The following is a 17,339-nucleotide window of genomic DNA, read 5'->3' as shown; positions in this document are numbered from 1 at the left end:
TTAGTCCACATCTCGCGCTGCATTTCTCAAAGCACTTGCGCAGATGCTGCGACATTCTGGCACAATAGAGACTCAAAGCTCAGGGAGAGACGCTTATGAAGATCGGTTGCCCAACAGAAATCAAACCACAAGAATTCCGTGTCGGGATGACACCCAACGCCGCACGCGAAGCCATAGCGCGCGGCCATTCTGTCATCATCCAGAAAGGTGCAGGCCTCGGCGCGGGCTTCACCGATGAAGACTATACAGCCGCAGGCGCGGTTATCCTCGACACCGCCGAGGAGATCTTCGCCAAGGCCGATATGATCGTGAAGGTGAAAGAGCCTCAGGCCGTCGAGCGCAAGATGCTGCGCGAAGGCCAGTTGCTCTTTACCTACCTTCACCTCGCGCCCGACCCCGATCAAACGCACGATCTCCTCGCCTCAGGCTGCACAGCAATAGCCTATGAGACAGTAACAGACAGAAACGGCGGCCTGCCTCTGCTTGCCCCCATGTCGGAAGTTGCTGGCCGTCTTGCCCCGCAAAGCGGCGCATGGGCGTTGCAAAAGGCCAATGGCGGCAGCGGTGTTCTCATGGGCGGCGTGCCCGGTGTGCGCCCCGCGAACGTGGCAATCATCGGCGGTGGCGTTGTCGGCACAGCCGCAGCCCGTGTGGCTGTTGGTATGGGCGCAAATGTCACCGTGCTGGACCGCTCGGTCGCGCGTCTCAGCTACCTTGATGATATCTTCATGGGCCGCCTCACCACCCAGTATTCCGATGCAGGTGCCGTGCAAGAGCTGCTCCCACGCATGGATATGGTCGTTGGCGCGGTTCTCGTTCCGGGGGCCGCCGCACCCAAGCTCGTCAGCCGCGAACAGCTTGGCCTGATGAAGCCCGGCTCTGTGCTTGTCGATGTGGCAATCGACCAGGGCGGCTGCTTTGAAACCTCAAAAGCAACCACCCACCAAGACCCGATCTATGATGTCGACAGCATAATCCACTACTGCGTCGCCAACATGCCGGGTGCGGTTGCACGCACCTCGACAATCGCTCTTGGCAACGCGACCATGCCCTTCATGCTTGCCCTCGCAAGCAAAGGCTGGAAGCAAGCCTGTGCCGAAGATCCGCACCTGCTCGACGGCCTCAATGTCCATGCCGGTAAGCTCACCTACTACGCCGTCGGCGAAGCCCTCGGCCTTGATGTGATGTCGCCACAGCTGGCCATCAAATAAAAACCGACAGAAAGGCGGGCGCGCTGCGTATTAGGCTTATTCAAACCGGCCAATAAGGACGCTCCCGATGCTCTCCCGCCTTTCTCCCTATCTGCTCTGGCTCCTCCTCGCCCTTCCCGCCATCGGCATCATCAGCGATGTGCTCACTTCGGTTGACCCCAAAGCCTTAAAACATGCGCTGCACCCGTCAGGCGAGTTTGCCGCGCGGTTTATGATCATCTCGATGATGGCCACCCCGCTCGCCATGCTCTTCAAGGGCAAAAGCTTCCCGCGCTGGCTCAAGAAAAACCGCCGCTACTTCGGCGTTGCAGCCTTTGCCTATGCCACACTGCATCTTGTGTTTTATGTAATCTCCCGTGGTAGCCTCGAGAAAATTCTCGGCCAGATCACCCATTTTGACATTCTCACAGGCTGGCTCGCCTTCCTCATCTTCCTGCCGCTTGCCGCCACCTCGTTTGATGCCGCCGTGCGCGCGCTCGGCCCCCGCTGGAAAAGCGTGCAACGCTGGGTCTATGCCGCCGCAGTGCTCACACTTCTGCACTGGGCCGCCAAAGACGGATGGGAGGGCCTGCCCCCCGCTCTGGTGAACTTTGCCCCGCTGATAGCGCTGGAAGGCTACCGCATCTGGTATTGGTATATCCGCCCGCGTCCGGCCCGCGCCGCCTGACATACCCGCCCAAATCAAAAAGCCCCGAGCATCGCTCGGGGCTTTTTCGCATTGGTTTGTGGTAGCGTGAGGTGGACTTGAACCACCGACCCCAGCATTATGAGTGCTGTGCTCTAACCAACTGAGCTATCACGCCATTCACAACCAGTGTGGGCGAATTAGCCAAGCCGCGCGGCGGAGTCAAACACAAAACTCACCCCACCGCAGCTTGCGCCTGTTTTACCGCAGATATTTCTCAAAGGCCCAGCCTTTTGCGCCGCCTGAATGCTGCACGCGCACCCAACCGCCCTTGCGTTCAAGGATCCAGACACTCTCGCCGTTATACATTTCCTGCAGGATAGCAAAACTTGTGCCCGGCCCCGAGCGAAGGTTCAAAAAACCGTCACTTGGCGAGCTCACAATGCGCTCGGTGGTATAGGCAGGTATCGTGCGCATATGCTTGCGATAGGCCCAACCTGTCGCGCCGCTCTCATGGCGCACGCGCACCCAGTTGCCCGCGGTTTCAAGCGTATCAAGATAGCTGCCGTGGTCCATCTGCATAACGATGGCATAGCCCCCGCCCGGCCCTGTGCGCAGGTTCAGGAACCCGTCACCCGGCGCATGCACACGCAGCGTCTCGGCCTGTGCCGCAACGGCAAATCCGATCAACATAAAAGTTGCAATAAATCTCTTGAGCATCTCTCGCCCTCCCCAAAGCTTTCGCGCGCGAGTCAAGTTTACGCCCCCAAACGCAAAAGGCCCACTCAAAAGAGCGGGCCTTTCAACCGTCTGTCGCGAAAGCTTATTTCTTGGCAAGCGCGTCGCGAATTTCAGCCAGAAGCTCAAGCTCTGTTGGCCCCGCAGGCGCCTCTTCGACAACTTCGTCTTCTTTGTGGGCCGCATCCTTCACCTTGTTCACGTAGCGCACCAGCATAAACACCACAAAAGCGATGATCAAAAAGTTGATGATCGCCATGATGAAGCTACCATAGGCAAACACAGCCGCGCCGCTTTCGCGGGCCGCTTCAAGCGAGGCTCCCTCGGCAACCGTGCCTGACAGCACCGCATACATGTTGGTAAAGTCCACGCCACCCATGGCAAGCCCGATAATCGGGTTGATCAGATCAGCCACCAACGAGCTGACGATCGCGGTAAAGGCTGCACCGATGATGATACCAACAGCCATGTCCATAACATTGCCCTTGGCAATAAAATCTCTAAATTCGCTCAGCATAAATCTACTCGTCCCCATTTTCTTTTGACATTTGCGCTTTTCTGCGCAGCCAATAGTAACATAATATTGAAATACTCAATACTTCTTTAGCGGGAAACTGCGCGCTATCTTCCCCCCCCAATCAGGCCTTTAGCCTGGCAGTGTTCCTGTCAGCACATAACGCAGAATCTGCGCCACCTCTTCGGGTGCGCGTGCCACGGCCAGCGCCGCCGCATCCACCTCTTTCAAAGCGTGGTCATGCTCGAGCTGCTGCAAGACAATCAGGCTCTTGCCAAGCGCACTCGCATAGCCCGCATCAAACGCGGCGTTCCACTGCTTATATTGCTCGCCAAACCGCACAACAACAACATCCGCCGCGCCAATCGCATTCCGTGTGCGGATCGCGTTGACCATCGCACCCTTGCGATCATGCCAGAACTTGTCAGGCTCCGCCCCCAGAATAGCCACACCGCAATCATCACTCGCCGCATGGTCCGTCACAGGCGCACTGAATGTCACATCAAGCCCCTCACAAGCCGCAATGATCTGCTCGCGCCAATCAGTGTGAATTTCTCCTGAAAGGTAAACCTTCATATCGTTCTCCTAAGCCGTCTTGCGCGCCACAATGTAGCGCGAGATCGCAGGGAAGTTCCCCGCTTCAACCGTCTCAAAGCCCGCATCCGCAATCAGGCGGTCAACATGCTCAAGCCGCCAAAGCCGCACATCAGGCGCTTTGCCGATGAGCTTCATCAAAGGCAGGATAGCCTTCACCAAAAAGCGTTTCCAGCCAAAGGCCTTATCCGCCAGACAAGGTGTCTTGCTGATCAAAAGGCCACCGGGTTTCAGCCTTTTATAAACATCGTCAATCACGGCCTCAACATCAGGCACGAGATGGAACAGGTTATACCCCATCACCACATCAAACCCCTCGTCAAGCTGCGCACTCTCCGCCGCGCCAAGCACACGGAACTCGGCGTTGCCAATGCCCGCCTCCTCTGCCTTCTCGCGCGCAATGCGGATCATCTCGCTTGACTGGTCAGTGCCCACAAAAGCCAGCACATGCGGGGCAAGACGCAGCGCGGTTGTTCCCGTCCCACAGCCCATCTCAAGCACCCGCATATCAGGTGTAAGGTAGCTAAGCGTGCGCGCCAACGTGTGTTCGTAGTCTTCCACGCTGCGCATCTGGCTTGCCGCATATTTGGGCGCCATCTTGTCCCAAAACGTCTTGCTGTCCACCATCGCGCAACTCCAAAAGCTTACCCGCGCAGGCTCCCGCCTGTGGCCTTCGTGACTTTCTCGACAATCTTGGCCGCAACAGCCTCAATGTCTTCGTCCTTCAGCGTCTTGTCTTGAGGCTGCATCCGCACCGTAATCGCGAGGCTCTTCTTGCCCTCGCCAAGCGAGCCGCCGATGAACTCGTCAAAGACATGCACCTTTTCGATCAACGCCTTGTCAGCGCCTGCCGCCGCGTTGACCAGAGTCAAAGCTTCAACATTGGCATCCACAACAAAAGCAAAGTCACGCTCGACAGCCTGCAAATCACTCGCTTGCAGTGCTGGCCGCGTGGCACTCTTGTTGCGCGCTTCAGGCACCTCTTCGGGCCAAACCGTAAAGGCAACTGCCGGACCCTTCACACCCATTTCGCGCAGCACTTTCGGGTGCAGCTCGCCAAAAATCGCCAGGACCTTCTTTGGCCCAAGGCAAATCTTGCCGTGCCGCCCGGGATGCCACCAGCCCGGGCCGTCGCGCATCACCTGCACCTTGGCAGGCGCACCAATAGCAGCCAGCACGGCCTCGGCATCGGCCTTGGCGTCATACACATCAACCGCGCGGCTCTCGCCGTGCACATCTTTTGGCCCCGTCTTGCCCACAAGCAAACCGGACACTTGCAGCGCCTGCTCGCCCGGCTCGCCACCGCTAAACACAGGCCCGACCTCAAACAAGGCAAGGTCGGCAAACCCGCGCGCCTGATTGCGCGCAGCCGCCTGCAACAACCCGACCAAAAGATCGGGCCGCATATGGCTCATCTCGCTTGAAATCGGGTTCTCAAGCCGCGTGGTATCTTCCCCGCCACCAAACAAAGCCGCGCTCTTCTGGTCCACAAACGAATAGGTCACGCATTCGTTGTAGCCAAGGCCCGCCGCCATCCGCCGCGCCGCCTGCTCGCGCTTCTGGAGCGGCAGCAAGATCTGCTTCGGCACACCCGCGGTGGCCCGCGTCAAAGGCTTGCCCACAAGCTTTGTCAGGCTCGCAATCCGCGCCACTTCCTCAACTAAGTCAGCCTCGCCCAAAACATCGGGCCGCCAGCTTGGAACCTGCGCCATATTGCCCTCAAGCTTGAAGCCCAGCGCCGTCAGCGTCTGGCGCTGTTGGGTCTCGGGAATATCCATGCCCACAAGGCTCTGCACCCGCTTCGCATCCAGCTTGTAAGCGCGGCTCACGTCAGGCACTTCACCCGCTATCACCACATTGCTGGGCTCCCCGCCGCACAGTTCGAGTATCATCGCCGTCGCGTCTTCAATCGCCTGCATGTTGTAGCCCGGATCAATGCCGCGCTCGTTGCGATAACGCGCATCCGAGTTGATCTTGAGCGCCCGCCCCGTCATGGCAATCTGGATATGGTCCCAATACGCCGCCTCAAGAAACACATCTGTCGTCTCCATGGTGCAGCCCGTTTCCAGACCGCCCATGATCCCGGCAATGCTCTCGACGCCGTTCTCATCCGAGATCACAACCTGCCCCGCGCCGAGCGTATAGGTCTTCTCGTCAAGGCCCACAAATGCTTCACCGCCCTTGGCCCGATGCACCCGCAAATCACCGCTCACCTTGCCTGCGTCAAACACATGTAAAGGGCGGTTGCGATCGTAGGTGAAAAAATTGGTAATATCGACAAGCTTCGAAATCGGCCGCAAGCCAACAGCCTTGAGACGCTGCTGAAGCCACTCTGGGCTCGGCCCGTTTTCAACACCCTTGATGTAACAGCCCGCAAACACAAAACACCCGTTCTCGCGTGTGTCTTCGTCAATCGTCACCCCGATAGGCGAGCTGAATTTGCTCTCCGGCAGGTGCTTTTCCATCGGCTTGAGCTTGCCCAGCCCACGCGCCGCGAGGTCACGTGCAATGCCCCGCACGCCAAGCGCATCAGGGCGGTTCGGCGTAATGGCAATCTCGATGGTCGGGTCCACCTTCTCGGGCGCATTCTCGGCCAGCCAGTCAACAAACCGCTCACCAATCTCGCCCGAGGGCAGCTCGATAATCCCGTCATGCTCGTCGGACAGCTCAAGTTCGCGCTCGGAGGCCATCATCCCGTGGCTCTCCACCCCGCGAATTTTGCCAACAGACAGCGTCAAATCAATCCCCGGAACATAATCACCGGGTTTGCAGAGAACGATGGTAATCCCCGTTCGCGCATTCGGCGCGCCACAAACAATCTGCTTGCTGCCCTCATCGGTCTGCACCGTGCAGACACGCAAACGGTCCGCATCAGGATGCTGCTCCGCATGGGTCACCTTGCCCAGCGTAAACGCCTTGAGACGGTCGGCAGGGTTAAACACCTCCTCAACCTCAAGCCCGAGGTCTGTCAGTGCTTCGCAAATCTCGTCAACGCTGGCGCTGGTGTCGAGATGATCTTTCAGCCAAGAGAGTGTGAATTTCATGTGTTTAGGCCCTCGAATTCGTCTCCAGCGAGGTATCGGAATTGCGCGAGGTTGAAAAGGCCCATTAGAACCATGCCCGAGGCTCCAAGCCCGAAAATGGCCCGCACCCTCACGCAACCTCCTGTAGAAAGCGCTAGACGCTGATCCCTGTCTGCCCTTTCAGTCTCTCTTTCAAAAAGCCCAGCGCCAAAGACTTGACGATGCCCAGAGTAGCACCGCCGCCTGAAGCAACGACCGCCTTTTGCGTTTTCTCCCATGCAAGACCGTCGCGCACCGCTTCAAGATAGTCGTGCCCCTCCCAGGTAATCTCGAAGGTGGCAAGCCGCCGGGGGATCGCCAGATGGTCGATTGCCTCCGGGCGAAACTGATAAGGGCCGCTGGACGGGTTATCCAGATCAACCAAGCCAGCCTCCGCCATCATATTGATCTGGTAGCGATCCTGAATGCAGAAATCGGCCAGTATGTGTTTGGAAGCCGTTGCCGCTTCACATCTGAGCAAAATATGCCTTATCCGATCCAAATCGCGCCTCACCAATCCATCCCCCCAGTTGGAACCTCTCCCGCAGGCAGTGTTGCGCAAGCGCATGCACCTGTCGAGTTGACCAATTGGTATAGGTAACTGGGTTAGTTCTCTCGCCGCGCTATCCCGGCTTTGCCTTGTGTGGGTTTTGCCTTTCCCTGCCGCTTGTGAAGCCTGTTCGCGTTACCGCGACAAGCCCCCATGCAACGTCGGCACATCCAGGCTCGCAAACCCGTAATGCCGCAACCAGCGCAAATCCGAATCAAAGAACGCCCGCAAATCAGGGATGCCGTATTTCAACATGGCAATCCGGTCGATCCCCATGCCAAAGGCAAAGCCCTGATACTCGTTCGGGTCAATCCCGCCCGCTTTCAACACATTGGGGTGCACCATGCCCGACCCGAGAATCTCCAGCCAGTCGTCGCCCTCGCCAACCTTGAGCGTGCCGCCTTCCCATGAGCAGCGGATATCGACTTCGGCTGATGGCTCCGTAAACGGGAAGTGGCTCGCGCGGAAGCGCAGCTCTACGTTATCCACCTCAAAGAAAGCTTTCACAAACTCTTCCAGAACCCACTTGAGGTTCGCCATCGAGATATCCTTATCAAGCGCAAGTCCCTCGACCTGATGGAACATCGGCGTATGCGTCTGGTCATAATCCGCACGATAGACACCCCCCGGGCAGATCACGCGGATCGGCGCGCCCTGCTTTTCCATGCTTCGGATCTGCACAGGAGAGGTATGGGTGCGCAGCACATGCGGCGGGCGCTCGTCGCCCTCGGCGCGGTGCATATAAAACGTGTCCATTTCCGCGCGCGCCGGGTGGTGGCCGGGAATGTTCAGCGCGTCGAAATTATACCAGTCGGTGTCAATCCGCGGCCCCTCGGCCACAGCAAAGCCCATATCGGCGAAAATCGCAGTCACTTCTTCCGTCACCTGCGAAATCGGGTGAATACTCCCCTGCCCCCGCAAACGGCTCGGCAATGTCACATCAAGCCACTCGCTGCGCAGCCGCTCGTCCAGCGCCGCATCTTCCAAGCCGGCTTTCTTCGCCGCCAAGGCCGAGTTGATCTCGTCTTTCAGCGCGTTCAGCTTCGGGCCGGCAACCTGCCGCTCTTCCGCTGTCATCTTGCCAAGCTCGCGCATTTGCAGGCTCACTTCGCCCTTCTTGCCCACGGCCTGCAAGCGCAAGTCTTCCAGCGTGGCCTCGTCACTCGCCGCCGCAATCGCCGCGATGTATTTATCTCTTAGATCGTCCATGTCTCATACCTATCTGGCTCGCGCTTGACCTAGCGCGCCACGCGCCGTTTCGCAAGGCGCAAGCAATTTCTCTCAAAGCTTCACAAAAGGGCACTGTCCTGCCCTAATCGTGTCAAGTCTCTGCCCATAGCGCGGATCATCTTCATCCCAGATCAAATCTGGAGGATCTTGCCATGACCAACGCAACCAAATTTCTCGCCGCAGCCGCCCTTGCCGTGGCCTCAACCACAACTGTTACCGAAGCACAGACCCGCCCCTCGGCAGGCTATCAGGGCCAATGGTTCACAAGCTCCGATGGCTGCTCCTACTCGCGCACCCAAGCGCCGGGATATCCTGTCTCATGGGTTCTCATCCAGAACCCGCATCACATCAACAAGCCCGAAGTCAAAGATCACTGCGCGAATATGCTCTGAGTTTTCGAGGCTATCCAAAGCTCGGCAAACGAAGCCCGCCCGCGCACCCCTCCGCAGGCGGGCTTTTCCCATGCACAGGGCATTGACGGTGTCTGACGGGGCGCTCTCCCGCCGAACGGCGCATTTACTTAATTTCTGTTAACAAACAGCCGATTCACACGGTGCACGGGCTGTGCACGCAAGGTGCACGCATATCACCTCCCTGGAATCAGCAGATTTTGCCGCCGTTAACCCAGCGGTTCGCTGCCTTCACAAACACAGAAAAACGCCGCGAACCTTGCGGCTCACGGCGTCAATTCTTTAACTTTTCAAGCGTGGCTTAAGCAGCCAGCGCGCCTTGTGCTTGGGCAACAATCGCGCCAAACGCTTCAGGCTCGTGCACGGCCAGATCGGCGAGGACTTTACGGTCCACTTCGATACCTGCAAGGTTCAAGCCATTGATAAAGCGTGAATATGTCAGTGTCTCGTCGTGCGAGCGCACAGCCGCGTTGATCCGCTGGATCCAAAGCGCGCGGAAATTGCGCTTACGGTTCTTACGGTCACGGGTTGCATATTGGTTTGCTTTGTCCACCGCCTGGCGCGCAACCTTAAAGGTATTTTTACGACGGCCATAGTAACCTTTGGCTGCCTTAATAACCTTCTTGTGACGTGCGTGTGTGGTTGTTCCGCCTTTTACTCTCGACATATCTAACCCTCCTTATCGTGCGTATGGCATCATGGACTTGATGATTTTCGCATCAGGTTCAGACAGAGTTGTTGTGCCGCGAGCGTCGCGAATGAATTTGTTGGTGCGCTTGATCATGCCGTGCTGCTTGCCGGCCTGAGCTGCTTTGACTTTGCCAGAGGCTGTCATTTTGAACCGCTTTTTGCAGCTCGATTTGGTCTTCATCTTGGGCATTTCCGTCTCCTTGGTTTGGGTCGGTCTATAATGCGCGACTCGGCATGCCACTTCTGGCCGGTCCCGCAGACGAAAGCGGTGTTTAAGACGGCTTTGGCTTTATTGCAAGGGGTATTCGGCGCAAATTTCAGCCCAGATAACGGCCCACAACATTCACAATCACAGTGGGGATCTGATCAAGCGTGTAGCCCCCCGGTTTGGACGTCGCCGCCCAGGCCACAAGGCAGCCACTGATGATCAACACAACCGCCGCAACCCGCGGTGTGCGATTGTCAGACAAAGCCGACACAACCGCAGGCACCGAAAAAACAGCAATCACCAGTCCGATGGTGAGATAAAGATCATAGTCCAACGTCCGCACCTTTTATGAAATCACTAACTTTACCAAGTCTACTCTGGATCAGAAGCAAAAATCAAACGTTGGTCACAAGGCGCCACGCGCAGAATATTAGTGGTTCCGGGAACATTGAAAGGAACGCCCGCCGTCACAACAATCTGGTCTTCCGGTCCCGCATAGCCCGCGCTTTGGGCTGCGCGCGCCGCGTTGACCACAGCTTGCTTAAAGCGTTCCAGCTCGCCGGTCATAATACAGTTGGTCCCCCAGCTCAGCGCCAGCCGCCGCGCCGTGCCCCGCAGGCTGGTCATCGCAATAATAGGCACACGCGGACGCTCCCGCGCTGTCAGAAGCGCGGTTGTGCCCGATTGCGTGAAACAACAGATCGCCTTGATGTCGGTCGTCTCCGCAATCTCGCGCGCCGCCGCCACGATCCCGTCCGCCACGCTTTCACGCTTGGCCACGCGCGACGCTTCGATAATCTCGCGGTAGGTCGGGTCACTCTCAACTTCGATCGCCACATTATTCATCGTGGTCACAGCCTCAACAGGATACTGCCCCGCCGCGGATTCTGCCGAAAGCATGATCGCATCCGCGCCCTCGTAAATCGCCGTGGCAACATCGCTCACTTCCGCGCGTGTCGGCATCGGGCTTTCAATCATGCTCTCAAGCATCTGCGTCGCCACAATCACAGGCTTCGCCGCCGCACGGCAACGGCGCACTAGCCGCTTCTGGATGGGCGGCACGTTCTGCACAGGCAGTTCAACCCCAAGGTCGCCCCGCGCCACCATGATACCGTCCGAGGCCGCCAGAATTTCCTCAAAACTTGTCACAGCCGTGGGTTTTTCGATCTTGGAGAGCACCGCCGCCCTTCCGTCAATCAGCCCCTTGGCCTCCTCCACATCCGCTGCGCGCTGAACAAAAGACAAGGCAATCCAATCCACACCCAACTGGCAGACAAACTCCAGATCTTTGCGGTCTTTCTCGGAAAGCGCCGCCAACGGCAGCACCACTTCAGGCACGTTCACACCCTTACGGTTGGAAATCGTTCCTCCCGTGGTCACGACACAATCGGCAAAATCAGCACCGCATTTTTCAACTTTGAGGCGGATCTTGCCATCGTTCACCAGAAGCGAGGTGCCGTCTTCCAATGCTTTGAAAATTTCGGGGTGCGGCAGGCAAACCCGCGCGCTCGTGCCCTCGGTTTCATCCAGATCAAAGCGGAAGCTCTGGCCCTCAACGAGCTCTTCTTCCTCATTGGCAAACACGCCCACCCGCAGCTTCGGCCCCTGCAAATCAGCCAGAATAGCAATGGGGCTGTCAAGCTCGCGCTCGATTTCGCGGATGATCCTGTGGCGCTCGCGGATTTCTCCATGATCGCCGTGCGACATATTCAGACGAAACACATCCGCCCCCGCTTCATGCAGGCTCTTTATCATCTCGTAATCGTTTGAAGCAGGGCCCAGCGTGGCCACGATCTTTACATTTCTGAGCCGTCTCATATGTTCTGCCTCTTGATTGGGTCATGCACTTGCTGTCGCCTTTTTATCGCGCGTCTGTAACGCAGGCACAACAGGGCGTTTACCCGCAGAAAAGGAATTTCCAAGCAATGGATTATCAACCCTTCGAGGTTTCAGGCGCAGAGCGCAACGGCCCTTGGGTCATTGCCTGCGATCACGCAACCAACACGGTTCCGCCTTTCGTCAACGGCGGCAGCCTCGATCTGCCCGCAGGCGACATGGGCCGCCACATTGCCTACGATGTCGGCATCAAAGGCGTATCTCTCGCCTTGGGCGCGTTGCTGAACGCGCCGGTGATCTGTTCCAATTTCTCGCGGCTGGTGATTGATCCGAACCGCGGAGAGGATGATCCGACACTGCTCATGAAGCTCTATGATGGAACCATCATTCCCGCCAATCGCCACGCTGATGAGGCCGAGAAAACCCGCCGCCTTGAAGCTTGCTATCGCCCCTATCACGCCGCGTTGAAAGCCCTTATGGATGAGCGCACTGCCCCCGTTTTGCTCACCTTACACAGCTTCACGCCGCAGCTTGCAGGGCGGCCAAAGCGGCCTTGGCATGTGGGCGTTCTTCATGCAAGCGACACCCGCCTGAGCGACCCTCTGCTTGATTTGCTACGCCAGAATGAAGCCCTCTGCGTCGGCCGCAACCAACCCTACGGAGGCCACCTCCCCGGCGATACGATAGACAAACACGCCATCACCCAAGGCCGCCACAACACGCTGGTTGAAATCCGAAACGATCTTATCCAGACTGAAACGCAACAGAGCGAATGGGCCAAACGCCTTGCGCCCGTCTTGCAAGATGCCCTGCGCATCACCCTTCAAAAAGAGGCCTGAGACATGGATGACCAAACCAAACTCGAAGTCGAAGCCGCCGCCTTCCGAACCCTGCGCAAGCACCTGATGGAAGACCGGACCGATGTGCAAAACATCGACATGATGAACCTCACAGGCTTCTGCCGCAATTGTCTTGCCCGCTGGTATCAAGAGGCCGCCAACGAGCGCGGCATCGAGATGTCAAAAGACGAGGCGCGCGAAGCCTACTACGGGATGACTATGGCCGAATGGAAGGCCACCTACCAGACCGATGCCAGCCCCGAAAAGCAGGCCGAATTTGAGGTCGCCTTCAAAGAAAACGTCACTGACAAGCTCGCAGAAAAAGGCTAACTGCTCAGGGTCTTGCCCAACCCGCACCCGAATGCGCGGGCGTCATTCCGTTCTTTCTTATTGCTCGAAATATCCCGGGGGTCTTGGGGGCTGGCCCCCAGCTTGGTTGCGGTCTGGGGGCCAGCCCCCGGACGGGTCTGGTTTTGCTTTGCAAAACCAGAAGCTCGCTTCACGCCTCAGATCGCCTTTTTCAGGCTCTCATCAAGGTAAATCTCACGCAAGCGCTTGGCTACGGGGCCGGGTGTTCCCTTACCCATCATCACACCGTCAATCTCGACAACAGGCATCACAAAAGCACTGGCCGATGTGGTGAAAGCCTCATCCGCTGTCTGCGCTTCCTCAATGGTAAAGCTGCGCTCTTCCACGACCATTTGCGCCTCTTTCGCCATCCGCAAAACAGCAGCGCGGGTGATCCCGTGAAGAATGTCGTTTGACAGCCCGCGCGTGATGATTTTGTTGCCCTTCACGATATAGGCGTTGTTGGATGTGCCCTCGGTCACAAAACCGTCCTCAACCATCCACGCATCATCACAGCCCGCCTTCTTGGCCATCATCTTGCCCATCGACGGGTAAAGAAGCTGCACTGTCTTGATATCCCGACGGCCCCAGCGGATATCCTCGATCGAGATAACTTTCACCCCTTTTTTCGAGGCTTCACTGTTCATCATCCCGGGCTTGCTTTGGGTAAACATCACCAGCGTCGGCACTGTGGTTTCAGGGTCGGGAAACGCAAAGTCACGGTCGCCATCAGAGCCGCGGGTGATCTGCAAATAAACCAGCCCCTCGTCAATTTCATTTGCACGCACAAGCTCGCGGTGAATTTCCAGAAGCTCGTCCATCGTGCAAGGCATGCCCATGTCGAGCTCGTTCAATGAGCGCTCAAGGCGTACGGCATGGCCCTCAAAATCTATCAGCTTGCCGCCCAGAACCGACGTTACCTCGTAGACCCCATCCGCCATAAGAAATCCGCGATCAAAGATCGAAATTTGCGCTTCGTTCTCTGGCACATAGGCGCCGTTTACATAAACTGTGCGTGTCATGGCTGGTCTTATCCCCAAAGCTCTGGTTTCGGCGCGTGGACGCCTTGTTCGTCAAAATAAAGTGGCGTGTCGCGGTCTTCTGCCAGAAGCAGCGGACCGTCAAGGTCGGTCACTGTCGCACCTTGGGCAACCAGCGTTGCAGGCGCCATGGCAAGCGACGTGCCGACCATACAGCCCACCATCACGCCATACCCCTGCGCCAAAGCGGCCTCTTTCAAGCGTAAGGCTTCCGTCAAGCCACCGGTCTTGTCGAGCTTGATATTCACAATGTCATACTTGCCCTTAAGGTGCGGCAGGCTCGCACAATCATGCGCACTCTCGTCCGCACAAACAGGCACAAGCCGCTCAAGCCCGATCAGGCCCTCATCGTCACTCGCAGGCAAAGGCTGCTCCACAAGCGAAACCCCGAGGCGCTGCAAATGCGGCACCAGGTCGAGGTAAACCTCACGCGACCAGCCTTCATTGGCATCAATGATAATCCGCGATTTAGGCGCCCCCGCACGCACCGCCTCGAGGCGGGGCATATCATCGGGCGTGCCCAGCTTGATCTTCAGAAGCGGGCGAAACGCATTCTTCGCCGCCTGCTCCTGCATGCTCTCGGGCGTGCCCAGCGAAAGGGTATAAGCCGTAATCTCGGGCTGGGGCGCGGGCAGTCCCGCAAGCTCCCAAGCACGCTTTCCGGCAGCCTTGGCCTCCATGTCCCACAAGGCACAGTCAACCGCATTGCGCGCCGCCCCCGCAGGGAGCAGATCATACAGCGTCTCACGGTCAAACTGCTCTGGCAGGCCGTTGATTTCGGCGGTGACCGATTCAAGCGTTTCATCATAGCGCGCGTAGGGCACACACTCGCCCCAACCGTTGTTCTTGCCGTCAGACAAACGCACAGTCAGCACCTTGGCTTCGGTGCGCGACCCCCGCGAAATGGTGAAGACTTGCGCGAGTTTGAAGCTTTCGGGTGTGACTGTGATTTGCATATCTTGCCCCTAGCTCATGGCCGCAAGCGCATCAACCAGCTTACCAGCGCCATAGCGGTAAGGGTCTGTCGCCGGCAGGCCAAGCTTCACTTCAACATCCGCCAAATAGGCCCGCGCTGCGTCATCATCCATTTTCTGGGTGTTGATTGCGTAGCCGATCACTTCACAAGCCGGGTTCGCCACGCGAGCCAACTGAAGCGCCATGTCGCGCACGGCCTCGAGGCTGGGCAAGCTATAACCGGGCAGCCCGCGCATATGCTCTCGTGTTGGCTCGTGGCACACAACCAAAGCATCTGGCTGCCCGCCATGGATCAACGCCATTGTCACACCCGAGTAAGACACGTGAAACAGGCTGCCCTGCCCCTCGATGATATCCCAGTGATCTTCGTCATTGTCAGGCGTCAGCCACTCAATCGAGCCTGCCATAAAGTCGGCAATCACCGCATCCAGTGGCACGCCGCCACCGGTGATCAGAATACCGGTCTGGCCCGTGGCGCGGAAGGTTGATTTCATCCCGCGATCCTGCATCTCGCGGTCCACGCAAAGAGCGGTATACATCTTGCCCACTGAGCAATCTGTGCCGACAGCCAGCATTCGCTTGCCCTTGCGCGGCTCGCCGTTGGCGATGGGGTATTTCACTTCGGGAATACGCACATCATGCAGCGCACGGCCCGTGGCCTCGGCAACAGCCACAAGATCGGCCTCTTCGCGCAGAAGGTTGTGCAAGCCGGAGGCAAGGTCAAAGCCCTCTTCCAGCGCCGTCACCAAAACTTTCTTCCACTCCTGACTGATAATCCCGCCACGGTTGGCCACACCGATCACGAGTGTTTTCGCACCCGCGGCCTTGGCTTCTTCAAGCGTCATATCCGTGAGGCCCATATCGGCCTTGCAGCCCTCCATACGGAACTGGCCCACAGCGTTTTCGGGGCGCCAGTCTTTAATGCCCTGCGCCACTTTCGCAGCAAGAGGGTCTGGCGCGTCGCCGAGGAAGAGAAGGTAAGGTGTTTTGATCATGGCTAAGCCCTCATTGGTTTGGTGAAATACTAGCGAAGATCATGCGAAACGCTTCTCGTTTGCATTGCTCTTTGGTCATATTTTTCAAAATTCTCCCGATAATAAATATAATTTTCGAAGATTCTTCGAAACCCGCCCCAGAATCAATCCTATGTGCAGCGCAGCAAAGCTATGCCGCACCTGCAAACAGCCCTTGCAGCCAGGGCCGCAATTTAATATCCAATCGCCAAGCCCAAACGCAACATCATTACCTGAAAGGCCTCGATCATGAGTTTTCGCATCCAGCCCCAAGCCCCCAAACGGCCAAACCGCTGCCAGCTCTTCGGCCCGGGCTCAAACACCAAGCTGTTCGCCAAAATGGCCGCAAGCGATGCAGATGTAATCAACCTTGATCTGGAAGATTCCGTCGCCCCCTCCGATAAAGACGTGGCCCGCGCCAATGTGATCGAGGCCGTCAACACAATCGACTGGGGCAAAAAGCACCTCTCCGTGCGCATCAATGGCCTTGATACGCCCTACTGGTATCGCGATGTGGTCGATCTGATGGAGCAGGCAGGCGAGCGCCTCGACCAGATCATGATCCCCAAGGTTGGTTGCGCCGAAGATGTCTATGCAGTTGATGCTCTCGTCACAGCGATCGAGCGCGCCAAGGGCCGTAAAAAGCCTGTCGCCTTTGAAGTGATCATCGAGAGCGCCGCAGGCATTGCGCATGTCGAAGCCATCGCGGCCTCAAGCCCGCGCCTGCAAGCGATGAGCCTTGGTGCGGCCGATTTTGCCGCCTCGATGGGTATGCAAACAACAGGTATCGGCGGCACGCAGGAAAACTATTACATGCTCCGCGACGGCGCAAAGCACTGGTCCGATCCGTGGCACTGGGCGCAAGCCGCCATCGTTGCCGCCTGCCGCACTCATGGCGTTTTACCTGTCGATGGCCCCTTCGGTGACTTCTCCGATGATGAAGGCTACCGCGCTCAAGCCATGCGCTCTGCCACTCTGGGCATGGTTGGCAAATGGGCCATTCACCCCAAGCAAATCGCACTGGCCAACGAGGTCTTCACGCCCTCGGAAACTGCTGTGGCCGAAGCCCGCGAAATCCTCGCCGCTATGGAAGATGCGAAGGCCAAAGGCGAAGGCGCAACCGTCTACAAAGGCCGTCTGGTCGATATCGCCAGCATCAAACAGGCCGAAGTCGTCGTCGCCCAAGCCGAGCTCATCGCGGCAAGCTAACTCGAACCGATCCACACAAACACCACGGGCGCCCAATGGGCACCCAGAAAAACCATATTAGTGCGCAGCGTGTCCGGACGGTGAAGCGAATCAAAATAAAACAGCTAGACATCAACGTCTTACAGCCGGTCCGAAAAGTAGAAAACCATAAGCGTGCCCACGAAACCATAAACTTACGCAAATTGTTTAGATCCCAGACGATGGACCAAAGCCTAACTGGGCACAAAAAAACCGCGCCGAAGCGCGG

20 protein-coding genes and 1 tRNA gene are annotated in these 17,339 nt (G+C 57.7%); 6 read left to right on the top strand and 15 right to left on the bottom strand.

Translation table 11 applies throughout. From position 1 onward, the window contains the following. Positions 1–95 precede the first annotated feature (95 nt). Together ald and OE750_RS11640 are read left to right on the top strand one after the other, a co-directional pair. A complete protein-coding gene (gene ald, locus OE750_RS11645; protein WP_263764392.1) occupies positions 96–1,211 on the top strand; it encodes an alanine dehydrogenase in 1,116 nt (371 codons plus the stop codon). A 67-nt stretch (positions 1,212–1,278) separates the two neighbouring features. Continuing rightward, positions 1,279–1,878, top strand: a complete 600-nt coding sequence (locus OE750_RS11640; protein ID WP_263764391.1) for a sulfite oxidase heme-binding subunit YedZ — start codon at positions 1,279–1,281, stop codon at positions 1,876–1,878. A 59-nt stretch (positions 1,879–1,937) separates the two neighbouring features. Here the strand turns inward: OE750_RS11640 and OE750_RS11635 are convergent. The 8 genes from OE750_RS11635 to pheS all read right to left on the bottom strand — a co-directional run bounded on the left by OE750_RS11635 (position 1,938) and on the right by pheS (position 8,503). Then, positions 1,938–2,014 (bottom strand) — tRNA-Met (locus tag OE750_RS11635). A gap of 83 nt (positions 2,015–2,097) precedes the next feature. Continuing rightward, a complete protein-coding gene (locus OE750_RS11630) occupies positions 2,098–2,556 on the bottom strand; it encodes an SH3 domain-containing protein (RefSeq protein WP_263764390.1) in 459 nt (152 codons plus the stop codon). A gap of 103 nt (positions 2,557–2,659) precedes the next feature. Beyond that, positions 2,660–3,091 (bottom strand): large conductance mechanosensitive channel protein MscL, encoded by a 432-nt coding sequence (gene mscL, locus OE750_RS11625; RefSeq protein ID WP_263764388.1) that lies wholly within the window; start codon positions 3,089–3,091, stop codon positions 2,660–2,662. A 129-nt stretch (positions 3,092–3,220) separates the two neighbouring features. Next, positions 3,221–3,664 carry a YtoQ family protein gene (locus tag OE750_RS11620; protein ID WP_263764387.1) on the bottom strand — a complete coding sequence of 148 codons (444 nt, stop codon included), beginning with the start codon at positions 3,662–3,664 and terminating at the stop codon, positions 3,221–3,223. Positions 3,665–3,673: 9 nt separating this feature from the next. After that, on the bottom strand, positions 3,674–4,309 hold the full coding sequence (locus OE750_RS11615; RefSeq protein WP_263764385.1) for a class I SAM-dependent methyltransferase: 636 nt from the start codon (positions 4,307–4,309) through the stop codon (positions 3,674–3,676). A gap of 17 nt (positions 4,310–4,326) precedes the next feature. Further along, positions 4,327–6,726: a phenylalanine--tRNA ligase subunit beta gene (pheT, locus tag OE750_RS11610; protein ID WP_263764384.1), complete on the bottom strand. Its 2,400-nt coding sequence runs from the start codon at positions 6,724–6,726 to the stop codon at positions 4,327–4,329. A gap of 133 nt (positions 6,727–6,859) precedes the next feature. Next, positions 6,860–7,306, bottom strand: coding sequence for a DUF2513 domain-containing protein (locus OE750_RS11605; protein WP_263764383.1), 447 nt, complete (start codon positions 7,304–7,306; stop codon positions 6,860–6,862). Positions 7,307–7,429: 123 nt separating this feature from the next. Then, on the bottom strand, positions 7,430–8,503 hold the full coding sequence (pheS, locus tag OE750_RS11600; protein WP_263764382.1) for a phenylalanine--tRNA ligase subunit alpha: 1,074 nt from the start codon (positions 8,501–8,503) through the stop codon (positions 7,430–7,432). A 173-nt stretch (positions 8,504–8,676) separates the two neighbouring features. Here pheS and OE750_RS11595 point away from each other — a divergent pair, with 173 nt between their 5' ends. Next, complete coding sequence (locus tag OE750_RS11595; protein WP_263764381.1) at positions 8,677–8,916, top strand: hypothetical protein; 240 nt, start codon at positions 8,677–8,679, stop codon at positions 8,914–8,916. A gap of 319 nt (positions 8,917–9,235) precedes the next feature. On the opposite strand, the gene rplT is transcribed toward OE750_RS11595, so the two are convergent. The 4 genes from rplT to pyk form a co-directional block, all read right to left on the bottom strand. After that, entirely contained in the window at positions 9,236–9,601 is a 366-nt protein-coding gene (gene rplT / locus OE750_RS11590) for a 50S ribosomal protein L20 (protein ID WP_263764380.1), read from the bottom strand. A gap of 12 nt (positions 9,602–9,613) precedes the next feature. Continuing rightward, positions 9,614–9,814, bottom strand: coding sequence for a 50S ribosomal protein L35 (gene rpmI, locus OE750_RS11585; RefSeq protein WP_263764379.1), 201 nt, complete (start codon positions 9,812–9,814; stop codon positions 9,614–9,616). A 127-nt stretch (positions 9,815–9,941) separates the two neighbouring features. Then, positions 9,942–10,175, bottom strand: a complete 234-nt coding sequence (locus tag OE750_RS11580; protein ID WP_318527999.1) for a hypothetical protein — start codon at positions 10,173–10,175, stop codon at positions 9,942–9,944. A 29-nt stretch (positions 10,176–10,204) separates the two neighbouring features. Beyond that, positions 10,205–11,650: a pyruvate kinase gene (pyk, locus tag OE750_RS11575; RefSeq protein WP_263764377.1), complete on the bottom strand. Its 1,446-nt coding sequence runs from the start codon at positions 11,648–11,650 to the stop codon at positions 10,205–10,207. Between the two features lie 107 nt (positions 11,651–11,757). Here pyk and OE750_RS11570 point away from each other — a divergent pair, with 107 nt between their 5' ends. Then, positions 11,758–12,507, top strand: coding sequence for an N-formylglutamate amidohydrolase (locus OE750_RS11570; RefSeq protein WP_263764376.1), 750 nt, complete (start codon positions 11,758–11,760; stop codon positions 12,505–12,507). 3 nt (positions 12,508–12,510) lie between these two features. Further along, positions 12,511–12,837: a DUF1244 domain-containing protein gene (locus tag OE750_RS11565; protein ID WP_263764375.1), complete on the top strand. Its 327-nt coding sequence runs from the start codon at positions 12,511–12,513 to the stop codon at positions 12,835–12,837. 176 nt (positions 12,838–13,013) lie between these two features. Here OE750_RS11565 and OE750_RS11560 read toward each other — a convergent pair whose 3' ends face one another. The 3 genes from OE750_RS11560 to dgcN are packed head-to-tail and all read right to left on the bottom strand — an operon-like array spanning position 13,014 to position 15,865. Further along, positions 13,014–13,877, bottom strand: a complete 864-nt coding sequence (locus tag OE750_RS11560; protein ID WP_412176224.1) for a D-amino-acid transaminase — start codon at positions 13,875–13,877, stop codon at positions 13,014–13,016. Positions 13,878–13,885: 8 nt separating this feature from the next. Beyond that, entirely contained in the window at positions 13,886–14,851 is a 966-nt protein-coding gene (dgcA, locus tag OE750_RS11555; RefSeq protein ID WP_263764374.1) for an N-acetyl-D-Glu racemase DgcA, read from the bottom strand. Between the two features lie 9 nt (positions 14,852–14,860). Further along, complete coding sequence (gene dgcN / locus OE750_RS11550) at positions 14,861–15,865, bottom strand: N-acetyltransferase DgcN (RefSeq protein ID WP_263764372.1); 1,005 nt, start codon at positions 15,863–15,865, stop codon at positions 14,861–14,863. A 267-nt stretch (positions 15,866–16,132) separates the two neighbouring features. On the opposite strand from dgcN, the gene OE750_RS11545 reads away from it, so the two are divergent. Next, positions 16,133–17,092: an L-malyl-CoA/beta-methylmalyl-CoA lyase gene (locus OE750_RS11545; RefSeq protein ID WP_263764370.1), complete on the top strand. Its 960-nt coding sequence runs from the start codon at positions 16,133–16,135 to the stop codon at positions 17,090–17,092. Positions 17,093–17,339: the final 247 nt, after the last annotated feature.

This window comes from Lentibacter sp. XHP0401 (assembly GCF_025751535.1).
Lineage (GTDB): Bacteria > Pseudomonadota > Alphaproteobacteria > Rhodobacterales > Rhodobacteraceae > Lentibacter.
Note: the sequence above shows the minus strand (reverse complement) of the source record. Positions and strands in the feature narration are given on the sequence as shown.

Excerpts from the sequence above, each read along its gene's own strand:
- OE750_RS11570 (WP_263764376.1), top strand. The coding sequence starts at position 11,758 with ATGGATTATCAACCCTTCGAGGTTTCAGGCGCAGAGCGCAACGGCCCT.
- OE750_RS11595 (WP_263764381.1), top strand. The coding sequence starts at position 8,677 with ATGACCAACGCAACCAAATTTCTCGCCGCAGCCGCCCTTGCCGTGGCC.
- OE750_RS11620 (WP_263764387.1), bottom strand. The coding sequence starts at position 3,664 with ATGAAGGTTTACCTTTCAGGAGAAATTCACACTGATTGGCGCGAGCAG.
- OE750_RS11560 (WP_412176224.1), bottom strand. The coding sequence starts at position 13,877 with ATGACACGCACAGTTTATGTAAACGGCGCCTATGTGCCAGAGAACGAA.
- dgcN (WP_263764372.1), bottom strand. The coding sequence starts at position 15,865 with ATGATCAAAACACCTTACCTTCTCTTCCTCGGCGACGCGCCAGACCCT.
- OE750_RS11565 (WP_263764375.1), top strand. The coding sequence starts at position 12,511 with ATGGATGACCAAACCAAACTCGAAGTCGAAGCCGCCGCCTTCCGAACC.
- rpmI (WP_263764379.1), bottom strand. The coding sequence starts at position 9,814 with ATGCCCAAGATGAAGACCAAATCGAGCTGCAAAAAGCGGTTCAAAATG.
- OE750_RS11630 (WP_263764390.1), bottom strand. The coding sequence starts at position 2,556 with ATGCTCAAGAGATTTATTGCAACTTTTATGTTGATCGGATTTGCCGTT.
- mscL (WP_263764388.1), bottom strand. The coding sequence starts at position 3,091 with ATGCTGAGCGAATTTAGAGATTTTATTGCCAAGGGCAATGTTATGGAC.
- OE750_RS11545 (WP_263764370.1), top strand. The coding sequence starts at position 16,133 with ATGAGTTTTCGCATCCAGCCCCAAGCCCCCAAACGGCCAAACCGCTGC.
- pyk (WP_263764377.1), bottom strand. The coding sequence starts at position 11,650 with ATGAGACGGCTCAGAAATGTAAAGATCGTGGCCACGCTGGGCCCTGCT.
- ald (WP_263764392.1), top strand. The coding sequence starts at position 96 with ATGAAGATCGGTTGCCCAACAGAAATCAAACCACAAGAATTCCGTGTC.
- pheS (WP_263764382.1), bottom strand. The coding sequence starts at position 8,503 with ATGGACGATCTAAGAGATAAATACATCGCGGCGATTGCGGCGGCGAGT.
- OE750_RS11615 (WP_263764385.1), bottom strand. The coding sequence starts at position 4,309 with ATGGTGGACAGCAAGACGTTTTGGGACAAGATGGCGCCCAAATATGCG.
- OE750_RS11640 (WP_263764391.1), top strand. The coding sequence starts at position 1,279 with ATGCTCTCCCGCCTTTCTCCCTATCTGCTCTGGCTCCTCCTCGCCCTT.
- rplT (WP_263764380.1), bottom strand. The coding sequence starts at position 9,601 with ATGTCGAGAGTAAAAGGCGGAACAACCACACACGCACGTCACAAGAAG.
- dgcA (WP_263764374.1), bottom strand. The coding sequence starts at position 14,851 with ATGCAAATCACAGTCACACCCGAAAGCTTCAAACTCGCGCAAGTCTTC.
- pheT (WP_263764384.1), bottom strand. The coding sequence starts at position 6,726 with ATGAAATTCACACTCTCTTGGCTGAAAGATCATCTCGACACCAGCGCC.